The 12,515-nt window shown below is 59.8% G+C and carries 8 protein-coding genes; 6 read left to right on the top strand and 2 right to left on the bottom strand.

Going from position 1 to position 12,515, the window contains the following annotated elements; all coding sequences use genetic code 11:
• Nucleotides 1-55: 55 nt before the first annotated feature.
• Nucleotides 56-1,054 carry a DUF2336 domain-containing protein gene (locus HCG46_RS26600; protein ID WP_168687975.1) on the bottom strand — a complete coding sequence of 333 codons (999 nt, stop codon included), beginning with the start codon at nt 1,052-1,054 and terminating at the stop codon, nt 56-58.
• A 111-nt stretch (nt 1,055-1,165) separates the two neighbouring features.
• Here HCG46_RS26600 and HCG46_RS26595 point away from each other — a divergent pair, with 111 nt between their 5' ends.
• From HCG46_RS26595 to HCG46_RS26570, 6 genes are all read left to right on the top strand, one after another.
• A complete protein-coding gene (locus HCG46_RS26595; protein ID WP_209009637.1) occupies nt 1,166-1,834 on the top strand; it encodes a glutathione S-transferase in 669 nt (222 codons plus the stop codon).
• A gap of 316 nt (nt 1,835-2,150) precedes the next feature.
• Nucleotides 2,151-3,686, top strand: coding sequence for a Do family serine endopeptidase (locus HCG46_RS26590; RefSeq protein ID WP_022997820.1), 1,536 nt, complete (start codon nt 2,151-2,153; stop codon nt 3,684-3,686).
• A 191-nt stretch (nt 3,687-3,877) separates the two neighbouring features.
• A complete protein-coding gene (locus HCG46_RS26585) occupies nt 3,878-4,564 on the top strand; it encodes a response regulator transcription factor (RefSeq protein WP_022997819.1) in 687 nt (228 codons plus the stop codon).
• On the top strand, nt 4,548-6,002 hold the full coding sequence (locus HCG46_RS26580) for a HAMP domain-containing sensor histidine kinase (RefSeq protein ID WP_168687974.1): 1,455 nt from the start codon (nt 4,548-4,550) through the stop codon (nt 6,000-6,002). The genes HCG46_RS26585 and HCG46_RS26580 overlap by 17 nt, the downstream gene beginning before the upstream one ends.
• A complete protein-coding gene (locus HCG46_RS26575) occupies nt 5,959-8,955 on the top strand; it encodes a bifunctional [glutamine synthetase] adenylyltransferase/[glutamine synthetase]-adenylyl-L-tyrosine phosphorylase (RefSeq protein ID WP_168687973.1) in 2,997 nt (998 codons plus the stop codon). Before HCG46_RS26580 ends, HCG46_RS26575 begins: the two co-directional genes overlap by 44 nt.
• Before the next feature lie 111 nt (nt 8,956-9,066).
• Complete coding sequence (locus tag HCG46_RS26570) at nt 9,067-9,960, top strand: alpha/beta hydrolase (RefSeq protein WP_168687972.1); 894 nt, start codon at nt 9,067-9,069, stop codon at nt 9,958-9,960.
• 54 nt (nt 9,961-10,014) lie between these two features.
• Here the strand turns inward: HCG46_RS26570 and HCG46_RS26565 are convergent, their stop codons facing one another.
• Nucleotides 10,015-12,369, bottom strand: coding sequence for a PAS domain-containing sensor histidine kinase (locus HCG46_RS26565; RefSeq protein ID WP_168687971.1), 2,355 nt, complete (start codon nt 12,367-12,369; stop codon nt 10,015-10,017).
• Nucleotides 12,370-12,515 lie beyond the last annotated feature (146 nt).

Genomic DNA, 12,515 nt, shown 5'->3' with positions numbered 1-12,515 from the left:
AAACTCAATTTTCGCCCTGTCGCGAAACGGATTTTCGCACTTGGGCCGGTGGCGATCAGGCAGCCTGCTCGTGTTTGGCTGCTTTCAGCCTGATTTTCATGAGCGCCAGAAGCCGGCGGGCATCGGTGTCATCGAGCATGTGGTAGTTCGTCAGCCACTTGCTGCCGGTGCTTTCTGGAAACTTCAGATGCTTGCATCGTTCCTTGCACACGGCCTGGAATTCCATTGCACCGATGCCGGTCGCCCGGCAGACGGTGGCGATGCCGGTGGAATCGAACCGGACCATGAGATTGTGGACATATTTCATGTCGAGGCCGGAGAAGAACGAGAGCAAGGCGACCGCATCGAGAAGATTGTGTTCCTGGGCCAGCTGGTAGACCGCCTTGTTCAGGGTCGTCTTGCCGAGACGGATGCCCATCAGCCACGCCTTCGGGCTGATCTTGGATTGCTTTTTCACCAGTTCCGCACCGGCAGCGACTTCACCGTCGTCACGGAACAGATCTTCCAGCAGCTCCTCGTTCGACTTGCGCAAGTGCCGGATGCGATCACCAAGCTGCTTGGGCATGTCCTTCACCAGGCTTTCGAACACCGGCATGGTGATCTCGGCGCCGAGGTTGGCGGCCAGCGTATGTTTGACATCCCTGCTGCCGCGCTTGATCAGGATATTGCTGATATCGTTGCTGACGTGGTCGCGCTTGGCGAGGGCCAGAAGGTAACCCTGGTCCTTGGTTTCCGCGATCTTGCGCAGATCTTCCTCGCGAAGCGACTTGGAGCGTTCCAGCACTGCCTGGGCCACAGGCAGGTCGTCGCCGGCCATTGCCGCGGCAAGCTTGGAGGACATTGACGGCACATCTGCAAGACGTTCGGACATCTTGCGCTTGGCGTCGTGAGCAAGGGAATCGTAGACGCCCTCGAGCATGTTGTTCAGAAGATGCGTCTCTTCGGAGCCGGGGTCGTCTGCGCGGGCAACAAGCAGGCCTGTCACGTGCTCGGCAAGCTCGTGTTTTTTCTCTGAAGAACTGTCCCTGGCAAGCTTAAGAAGCGAGTCGCTCATGTCCGTACCCTATCGGCATAAGTTTCGCCAAATTTCCTTTATAACCTGTGAAAACCACCAAGTGCTTTGTTGCAATAAGGTGATTTCGGCACTGTTGACCTGCAGGCACCGATGGGTCATTCCACGCGCATGAACGCAACCTTGATGCCGATCCTCTATTCTTTCCGCCGCTGCCCCTATGCCATCAGGGCAAGGCTCTCGATTGCCGCAAGTGGCGAGCAGGTCGAATTGCGGGAAATCGTCCTGAGGGACAAGGCACCCGAATTTCTGGAAACTTCTCCTTCGGCAACGGTACCCTGCCTGAAGACCGGTGAAACGGTGATCGATGAAAGCCTCGACATCATGCTCTGGGCGCTTGACCGGTCCGACCCGGAAAACTGGCTGAAGCCGGAAAAAGGCGATCTCGATGCCATGCTGGAATTGATCGGCGTTTGCGATGGCCCGTTCAAAAGCCATCTGGATCGCTACAAGTACGATACGAGATATCCGGACACTGACAGGGAAACAGAGCAAGCCGGTGCTGCGGAGTTCCTTTGGCATCTGGACAGCCGTCTCGCCGCTACGCCCTGGCTTTTCGGCGGCAAGGCCTCGCTGGCCGACTTTGCGATCCTGCCGTTCGTTCGTCAGTTCGCCAACTCGGACCGCATCTGGTTCGACAGCCAGGAGTGGACGTCGCTGAGCGCCTGGCTGGAAGCCTTCGAAGTGTCGTCCCGGTTCCAATCCGTGATGCCGAAATGGAACCGATGGCAGGCGGGAGATACGCCGGTCGTCTTCCCCTGACAGGCGAATCAAATCCGTCGTAACGCGACGCAGAGAACACTCTGCCTGGGTCGCTGGCCGGCTGTTTCCTGCTTCCTGCACTCGGTTTTCAGTTCTGTGCATGTTCGGGACGGAAAAAACCGTTGCCACTTGTGCCCCGATCGTGGCGGTTTTCCTCACGTTTTCTGTCATTTCTTCCAACCTTACAAAACCGTAATGCCGCCGACAGGCGCCTGTAAGACTGGTTCACCTACTTTCACTTTCGAACCTGGAGCGCTTTCCCCGCAAGCAGTCCAGGAAATGGTTTTCAAACCTTATCTCGAAAGAGGAAGACAACATGCAAAACAGTCGCTCAGTTTCTCCCCTGCGCTCCCGTCGCGCCAAACTGCTGGCAGGCGTCGTCGCGCTCGGCGCAGCCGGACTTCTGACGGCACAGACCATTGTTCCGAGCCAGTTGGCTCTGGCTGATGCTGTCCGTGTCGATACCGCGGCTCCGCTGGACTTCTCCCACGTCGTCACTGCCGTCAGCCCGGCCGTTGTCAGCGTTCAGGTCAAGCAGGCCGCAGAACCGCGCATGATGAACTTCGGTGGCGGCAACGACAATTTCGAAGACTTCTTCAAGGGCCTGCCTGATGGCCATCCGTTCCAGCGCTTCTTCCGCGAGTTCGGCGGCAAGGGTGGCGGTGACCAGCAACAAAATCAGCGCCGTGCCCCGCGCCAGTATGGCATTTCCCAGGGCTCCGGCTTCTTCATCTCTGATGACGGTTACCTCGTCACCAACCATCACGTGATCGAAAACGGGACCGAGTTCACCGTGATCGACCGTGACGGCAAGGAATATGATGCCAAGCTCATCGGCGCCGACAAACGGACGGATCTGGCCCTTCTGAAAGTCGAAAGCGACGAAACGTTCACCTATGTCGATTTCGCCAAGGAAGCACCGCAGGTCGGCGAATGGACTGTCGCTATCGGTAATCCGTTCGGTCTCGGCGGCTCCGTCACGGCGGGTATCGTCTCGGCACGTGGCCGTGACATCGGCGCCGGTCCTTATGACGACTTCATCCAGATCGATGCTCCGGTCAACCGTGGCAACTCCGGTGGTCCGGCCTTCAACATGCATGGCGAAGTCATCGGTGTGAATGCGGCGATCTTCTCGCCGTCCGGTGGCAACGTCGGTATCGCCTTCGCAATTCCGGCTTCGACCGCGCAGGATGTCATCATGGAGCTGAAGGACGACGGTACCGTCGTTCGCGGCTGGTTGGGCGTTCAGATTCAGAACGTCACGGATGACATCGCGGAGAGCCTTGGCCTCGAAGAGGCCCGCGGCGCCATCGTCGCGGAAGCGCAGGAAAACAGCCCGGCACAGAAGGCTGGCCTGCGCTCGGGCGACACCATCCTTGCCGTTGACGGCACTGAAGTGAAGGGCCCGCGCGAGCTGTCCAAGATCATTGCGGCTTACGAGCCCGACAGCCAGGTGGACATCACGGTCTGGCGTGACGGCCAGAAAGAGGACGTCACCGTGACACTGGGCCGCCTGCAGGATCAGGAACAGGTTGCAGCCGTTCAGCCGGAGGCCGGTGAAAGCAAGACCAGCCTGGATGATCTCGGCCTGGTCCTGACGACGAAAGCCGAAGCTGGCCTGGAAGGTGACGGCGTGGTTATTGCCGAAATCGACCCGGAAAGCCCGGCAGCCGAAAAGCGCCTCAACACCGGTGACGTGATCCTGGAAGTGGCTGGCATGAAGGTCAACAGCCCGTCCGATGTGCTGAAGGCGCTGGACAAGGCGGAAAAGGATGGCCGCAAGGCGGTTCTCTTCCGGGTTGAAAGCAACAACACGACACGGTTCGTGGCCCTGCCCATGAACCTCGCCTGATCAGGGGCCGGTTCTGCCCCGAACCGGACCTGTGAGGCAAGACCGGCCTGCCCTCTGCCCCCAAACCCCGACGGGCCGGTCATTGCCAAGGGTTTATCTGCTAAACCCTGACTGACTGGCGGCGGCGACTCTCACATCCATCGCCGCCGTCAGCCATTTTCTTTAGGGCCAACTCAAGCTAAAAGGATGAGATGTTGAGGATTCTTGTCATTGAAGACGACCCGGAAGCTGCAAGCTACCTCGTCAAGGGTTTGAGTGAACTGGGCCACACCGCCGACCAGGCTGCCGATGGGCGGACCGGGCTGGATATGGCCCTCGACAGGGACTACGACATCCTCATTGTTGACCGCATGCTGCCGAAGATGGACGGCCTTTCGGTCATTCAGGACCTGCGCCGGGAAGGCAACCACACGCCGGTGCTGATCCTCTCGGCGCTCGGTCAGGTCGATGACCGCGTCAAGGGCCTGAAGGCCGGTGGCGATGACTATCTGCCCAAGCCTTACGCCTTTACCGAACTTCAAGCCCGCATAGAGGCACTGGCACGACGCCCCAAGTCGGCCAGCCAGATTGAAACCACCTATACCGTCGGTGACCTGACGCTGGACCGGATGGCGCATTCGTGCCGCCGCGGCGAAACGGAAATCCCGCTGCAGCCGCGTGAATTCCGCCTTCTGGAATATCTCATGCAGAACGCCGGTCAGGTTGTGACCCGTACGATGTTGCTCGAAAACGTCTGGGAATATCACTTCGATCCGCAGACCAACGTGATCGACGTCCATATCTCCCGTCTGCGCGGCAAGATCGACAAGGGTTTCGAAACACCACTTCTGCACACCATCCGGGGTGCCGGATATACGATCCGTGACGCGGCTCACTAGGTTTACCAGAACCACAGCCTTCAAGCTGTCGCTGCTCTACATTGCCGTCTTCACGGTGATGTCCGGTGTGCTGCTGTTCTATATTGCGGACAACACGGACAACCTGATGTCCGAGCAGGTGGTTCAATCCGTCGATTCAGAACTGAAAACACTTGCCGACGTCTATGTGCGCGGCGGTGTTCGCGATCTTGTCGAAACCATCGACAGGCGCTCCCGCCACCCGGATGCCAGCCTTTATCTCCTCGTCGATTTTGCCGGCAATGCGCTTGTCGGGAATATTGCCCGCCTGCCGACCACCGTTCTCGAAGAGGCCGATGGTGGATTGCGCCGGGTTCGTTACACGCGCCTTGGCCAGGATGCAGAGGACGTAGAGCGGCAGGCCATGGTGCGCACGTTTGAGCTTCGCGGCGGCTTCCGTCTGCTGGTTGGGCGTGACCTGGGCGACCAGCTCAGGTTCTCCAACCTTCTGGCCAACGCCTTGCGCCTGTGGCTGGTCGTCGTGGTGGTCATGGCCGCGATCACCTGGTTGTTTGTCAGCCGCAGGGTGATGAAGCGCATCGACGAGATTTCCGCCACCAGTCGCACGATCATGCAGGGCGAGCTCTCCGGCCGTCTGCCCGTTGCGGGCAATGACGACGAATTCGATCGTCTGGCGATCAATCTCAACACGATGCTCGACCGGATCGAACTGCTGATGCAGTCGATGAAGGATGTGACAGACAACATCGCCCATGACCTGAAGACACCACTGACGCGCCTGCAGACCCGGATCGAAAATGCCTTGCGGGAAGCCAAGGGGGAGGAGGGCTACCGCGGCGCCCTGGAAGCGACACTGGAGGAATCCGACCAGCTCCTGAGGATATTCAACGCGCTGCTGCGTATTGCGCGTGTTGAATCCATGGCACCGGCCTCCGTCATGGAGCCGACCGATCTCAACAAGCTGGTTGCCGAGGTTGCCGAACTTTACGAGCCGTTGGTTGAAGATGAGGGCGGCAAGCTTGAAACCGATTTGCCCGAAGGGTTGAAGGCAGACTGTAATCGCGACCTCATCAGCCAGGTACTGGTGAATCTCATTGAGAATGCACTGAAATACGGTCGTCCTGAAACTGGCGACCTGCTTATTCGCCTTGGCGGGCGGGAGGAGGACGGCCGCATCGTCCTCAGCGTCACCGACAATGGTCCCGGCATTCCGGAAAAGGACCAGGACCGGGTGAAGGAACGTTTCGTTCGGCTGGAGGAAAGCCGTTCCGAACCTGGAACAGGCCTTGGATTGAGTCTTGTCAAGGCGGTTGCCCGCTTGCATGGCGGAGACTTGCGCTTCATGAATGAGGACCCGGGGCTGAGCGCCCGGATCGATCTCAAGCCGGTGAAACCGGACAGCAGCAGGAGCGGGCATGAACAAGGCGGCACAGCCGGGCAAACGGGAGACGGGAACTGACCAGGACGGTGGCGCGGGCGTTCTGGCCGACCGGATCGCGGTGGTCCCAACGGCACCGGATCCCGATCATGCAGCCCTGTTCCTGAAAGATCTTCTGGCTCATGCCGAAGCCGGTGAGGCCCTCAACGCTCTTCTGCACGAAAAACCGGACCTGGAAGGTTTCCTGATCGGGGTTATTGGAAACTCGCCCTATCTGCGCGATCTGATGCTCGCCGATCCACCGCGTCTCCTTCGCTTGCTGCAGGAAGCGCCGGAAAGCCGTCTTGAAAACCTGCTGTCTGCCGCCCGTGAAGCGCGGGCGGAGGACGAGGCCGGTATCATGCGGACCTTGCGCCACTTCAAACACGATCTCGCCTTGACGCTCGGCCTCGCCGATATCTCAGGTGCGATCGGTCTGAACCGCGTTACCGGTGCCCTGGCCGGGTTTGCCGACGCCGCGCTGACGGCGGCAATCAGGTTCTGCCTCGGCGATCTGGTCCGTCTGAACAAGTTCGCACCGCATGACCTGGAGAAGCCGGAAGTCGATAGCGGCCTCATCGTCCTTGCCATGGGCAAGCACGGCGCAAATGAGCTGAACTATTCGTCCGATATCGATCTGATCGTTCTTTACGACCCGGCCAAGGCGCCCATGGCGGGAACAGCGGAAGCTCCGGTGGAATTCGTTCGGCTGACGCGGCGCCTGGTCAAGATCATGCAGGATCGGACCGCGGACGGTTACGTCTTCCGTACGGATCTTCGCCTGCGCCCCGATCCCGGTGCGACCCCACTTGCCATGTCGGTGCCTGCTGCGCTGGTCTATTACGAATCCCTCGGGCAGAACTGGGAACGGGCGGCGCTGATCAAGGCGCGGCCCTGCGCGGGCGACATTCCCGCCGGCGAATCCTTCCTGCATGAAATCGTGCCGTTCATCTGGCGCAAGTACCTGGACTTTGCAGCAATTGCTGACGTTCAGTCGATCAAGCGCCAGATCCATATGCACAAGGGCCACGGGGCCATTGCGGTTGCCGGACATAACGTCAAACTCGGCCGTGGCGGCATCCGGGAAGTGGAGTTCTTCGTCCAGACCCAGCAGCTGATCGCGGGTGGCCGCAACCCGGCCCTTCGCGGACGTCGCACACTCGACATGCTGGACGCTCTGGTGGATGCAGACTGGATCAAGGGCAAGACACGCGACGAAATGGCCGCCGCCTACCGGTTCCTGCGCAATGTCGAGCATCGCATCCAGATGCTGAACGACGAGCAGACCCAGCTTCTGCCGAAGGATGAAGACGGCATGAAGCGGGTTTCCGCGCTGATGGGCTACGACACGCTTGCAGCCTTTGAAACGGCACTGCTCGACCACTTGCGAACGGTTCAGCACCACTATGCCGAACTGTTCGAAGATGAACCGGCACTGTCGTCCGAGCTGGGCAATCTGGTCTTTACCGGCGATGACCACGATCCCGGGACCCTGGAGACGCTTGCCGGTCTTGGTTTCAAGCAGCCCGCGGAAGCTGCCGCGATCGTCAAGTCCTGGCATTTCGGCCGCTATCCGTGCACCCGTTCGACCAAGGCGCGGGAGCGGCTGACCGAAATGCATCCTGCGCTTCTCAGTGCGCTGGCGGCCACGGACAATGCGGACGCTGCCCTGCGGGCGTTCGACAACTTTCTGGCCAAGCTGCCGGCGGGCGTGCAGCTGTTCTCGCTGCTGCGGTCCAATCCACAGCTCCTGACGTTGCTGGCAACCACCATGGGCGCTGCGCCACGCATGGCCGAAACGGTCTCCAAGCGGGTTCATGTGTTGGATGCAGTCCTCGATCCGGCGTTTTTCGGCGCCATGCCGAGCGTCGAGGAGTTCCGCGCCGGGCTCGACAGAACCCTGTCTCAGGCCCGCTTTTATGAGGAAGCACTGGACAGGGCGCGGATATTTACCCAGGAGCAGCAGTTCCTGATCGGCTTGCGGATGATTTCAGATACCTTGTCCGCCGACCGGGTAGGGTTTGCACTGGCACGGCTGGCCGAAGTTGTCGTCGACCGGATCCTGAAGCAGGTGATCGTGCATGTCGGCGAAAGCAACGGCACGGTGCCGGGGGGCAATATCGCGGTCCTGGCCATGGGCAAGCTTGGGGGGCGCGAAATGACGGCAGCCTCCGATCTGGACCTGATCCTGCTTTACGAAGCTCCGGAAGACGTCAAGCAGTCTGATGGAAAGCGGCCTTTGGCAATCACCCAGTATTACACCCGTCTGACCCAGCGGCTGGTCACGGCCCTCAGCGCACCGACGGCCGAAGGCTCGCTTTACGAGGTTGATTTCCGGCTTCGTCCGTCCGGCAATGCAGGTCCGCTCGCGACCAATCTGGACGGCTTCATAGCCTATCAGCAGAAAGAGGCCTGGACCTGGGAGCATATGGCTTTGACGCGTGGACGGGTGATTGCGTCCACGACGCCTGAGTTCAAACAGAAGATTGTCGACAGCATCTGTGGCACGTTGGTGCAGACGCGTGATCTGACGAAGCTGGCCGACGATGTTCGCACCATGCGTGCCCGGATCGAGAAGGAAAAAGGCACCAAGGATGTCTGGGATCTGAAACAGGTGGCCGGCGGTCTGGTCGATATCGAGTTTCTTGCCCAGTTTCTGCAGCTTGCACACGCTCAGGAAAACCCGGAAATCCTGGCGCAAAGCACGGAACAGGCTTTGGAACTGGCCCGCGACGCCGGCTTCCTCACGCTGGGCGACGCCGGGCTGTTGCTGGAAGCTCTCAGGCTTTACCACCGACTGACCCAGGTGTTGCGGCTGGCTCTTTCCGGCAAGTTCGTGCCGGCAGAAGCACCCCGCGGGGTGCTGGATCTCCTGGTTCAGGCCTCCGGCAGTCCGACTTTCACCCGGTTGGAAGCAGAGCTCGCAGACCTTCAGGTGAAGGTGCGCGAGACGTTTGTGCGGCTGATTGGCGAGGTTGAAACGGTCAACACTTGACCCGGATTGCCAAGCTGTTTCCATTGGGATAGGGAAGGACCGCACCGGCGGCCGATTTCAAATCATTCGCGCTCTCTTGAGCGAACCCTTTCCCATACTCTGAGAAACCTCATGACTTATTCATTCGACGAAACGGTCCGTCGTCCGGACCGGAGCGACCGTATTGCGCTGGCTGGCAGCCGTGTGTTTGCCTGGTCTGAATGGGGCCCGGTGACAGGCACGCCGGTTCTGTTTCTGACAGGCGCCGGCATGGCCGGCACACTCGGCTTTGGCCTGGAACATCTCGAAAAGCTAAACCTTCGATTGATTGCACCGGACAGGCCGGGCCTCGGCGCTTCATCGCCCGATCCTGACAAGTCACTGGCAAGTGTCGCGCGTGACGTTGGCGAACTTGTTGCGAACCTTGGCCTTGTCGGCATCCCAGTGGTCGCCTTTTCGCAAGGAGCGCCTTTCGCTTTCGCCGCTGCAGCGTCGGGATCTGCAAGCTCCCTTGCGATCGTCTCCGGCCAGGATGAACTCTACCGTCCGGAATTCGCGGATGGTTTGCCGGATCAGGTGAGGGATATGACCCGGCATGCACAGGAAGACCCCGCAGGGTTTTCTGCCATGCTTGAAGGCTTCGCCGAGCCGGATGGCTTCTACGACCTGGTACTGTCGATGAGCTCACCGGAAGACAGGTCGGTGTATGGCGTCGAACCTTTCGCCGCGGCCTACAGGCACGCCCTTCGGGAAGGTTTCAGGCAGGGACCGAAAGGATATGTCCTTGATACGCTCGCAGCGCTCAGGCCCTGGTGTATCGACCTTGGCATGATCAACTGCCCGGTCTCGCTCTGGTACGGCGGCAAGGATGGCAGCCCGGTTCATTCACCGGACTTCGGTCTTTCGCTCGCAGGCAGATTGCCCAATGCAAGTCGCCGGTTTTTTCCGGAGGAAGGCGGCGCATTGCTCTGGACCCGTTCGCTCGACATCCTGAGTGAACTGGCAACAACAAGCGGCAACGACTGATCTGCTGTGCTTTAGGGCTACGGACAACCTGGCTCGCCTGGAGGGTAAAACTCTTCAGGCGGCTTCCTTGTCGGCAAGCGGCAAGGTGAAGCTGACAGTGGTGCCTTTCTTGACTTCCGACTTGATTACCAGCGCTCCGCCATGAAGTTCAACCAGCGAGCGGGCGATGGCTAGTCCGAGGCCCGAGCCCTGGTGGGTCTTGGTGAACTGGTTTTCCACCTGCACGAAGGGTTGAGCAAGGCGTTCTATATCGCGCTCCGAAATTCCGATGCCTGTGTCGATCACTTCGAAATGCAGCTTGTCTCCGCGCGGCCGTGCCCTGAGCGTAACGGTGCCATTGTCCGGCGTGAACTTCACCGCATTGGCCAGCAGGTTCAGCAGGATCTGTTTGAGCGCCCGCTTGTCTGCGTGCACCGAGACGTTTTCAACGACATCCGTGGTGACGGTGATGTTCTTCTCGGTTGCAGCTCCCGTGACGATCCGGCTGGCATCTTCGGCCGATTCCGAAGCATTGACCGTTTCGGTCTCGATACTCATGCGACCGGCTTCGATCTTGGACATATCGAGAATGTCGTTGATCACGTTCAGCAGGTAAGTGCCGGAAGAATAGATATCCTTGCAGTAGTCGGAATACCTGTCGGTGCCGACGGGGCCGAACATTTCCTGCGTCATGATGTCGGAGAAGCCGATGATGGCGTTGAGCGGCGTTCTCAGTTCATGAGAAATATTGGCCAGGAATTCGGACTTGGCCTTGTTGGCGGCTTCCGCCCGGGTTTTCTCTTCCTGGTACTTCTCTGCCATTTCCACCAGCTGCCGGGCCTGAACCTCAAGGGTCTGACGGGACTTCTGGAGGTCGGAAACGGTTGCCCTCAACCGCTTTTCGGAGTCGATCAGCTTTTCTTCGTGTTTCTTGAGCGGGGTAATGTCGGTCCCGACAGACACGAAACCGCCGTCCTTGGTGCGCCGCTCGGAAATCTGCAGCCAGCGACCGTCTTCCAGTTGCGCTTCGTAGGAGCCGTCAGGAGCACCGCCACGCTGGCGAAGAGTGACCGGTTGCGGTGCTACTTCGGCATTGGAGGCAGCTGCCATCACGTCCTTGTAGGGTGTGCCAGGCTTGATCACGGCGTTCGGCAGGCTGTGCAGCGACTGATAGTTGGAATTGCAGATCACAAGCTCGTTTCGGGCATTCCACAGAACGAAAGCTTCCGAGATTGTCTCGATCGCATCACGCAGGCGAAGATCTGCCATACGGCTCTGTTCGGCAAGCTCGTGCTGCTCGGTAATGTCGATGCAGATACCGATGAGGTGCGGCTCGGCACGGCCGGGTTCCGACTGGATTTCACCACGGGCGCGAAGCCAGATCCAGCTTCCGTCGGCGTGGCGCATGCGGAAGGTCTCATCGACAAGGGTTTCACCGCTTTCCAGCAGGTGCTCGGCAAGGCCCAGAAGGTCGATGTCATCGGGATGGGTGATGTCTGCGACATCGGCAAAGCTGAGAATATCGTCCTTCGGTTCGCGTCCGAGCAGCTCGTACAGCGAAGAGGACCAGAACATTCTGCCGCGCGACAGATCCCAATCGAACAGTCCGCAGCGGCCGTGGGTGAGGGCGGTGTCGATGCGGGCACGGGTTGCCGCATACATGTCGTCAGCCGCTTCCGCGCGGGTTGCCTGGCTGAAGAAGCCGTAGATGACCGCAAGCAGCACCAGCGAAGTTCCGACGAAGAGCGTCACATTGGCCGAAAGGTCATCCCGCCACTGGCTGAAGATTTCGTTTTCCGGCTGCAGCACCGCCACCATTCCGAGGCGGCCGTCGAGGTGATGAACCGTTGCAAGAACCTGTTCTTGGCCCCGGCCTGTGCCAAGGTTGGTGGCAACCGGCATCACACCGGCACGGGCGCCAAACACCATGAGTGGCTGTGACGGGCCAAGGAGGTCGCTGATCGGCCGGCTTTCAAGCGATGGCTGGAGCGGTGCCGAGGCAACGATGGTGCCGGATTGGTCCGCAACGAGGTAAATGCGGCCCTTGCTGGTCGCCCCTGTGGGCAGACTGTCGGCAAGGATGCGTTTCAACGTCGTCCGGTAGCCCGTTTCAGGCAGATCGTTTTCCGACGACATCAGGCCGCTGGCGACGACAGTTGCCATCAGGCTGAGCGTAACCTGGGCGTTTTCCTGGGTCCGGGTGTAATCGCTAACAAGGTCGCCGGTGCGGAACAGGGCGAGTATGACGATGAAGATGATGGCGAGGCCGGGAATGAGGCGTCGCATCAGGCTATCGGAGCGGGCCAGGCTTTCGGCCAGAGCGCCGAGGAGGTTGCGCAGAGGCAGGCGTTTTGTGCCTGCGTCTGTCTCCCACTCAGACTCCTTCTCGCCGCGCCGCGCAGATGCGTCGCCAGCTAATGCTCTCGCCATAGGAAGTGTGCCTCAAAAACCGCCGCGTCGGGGGTGCCCCGAATCACTTCCATTTGAATCAAATCGTCTGTTTTTGTCCAGACCCGTCAAAGAATAAAATGGTTAACGCAAATCCGGATTTTCCGTTCTTTCGTTAACCTTTCTCA

The sequence above is a fragment of the Labrenzia sp. PO1 genome, from assembly GCF_012273635.1.
Lineage (GTDB): Bacteria > Pseudomonadota > Alphaproteobacteria > Rhizobiales > Stappiaceae > Roseibium > Roseibium algicola.
Note: the sequence above shows the minus strand (reverse complement) of the source record. Positions and strands in the feature narration are given on the sequence as shown.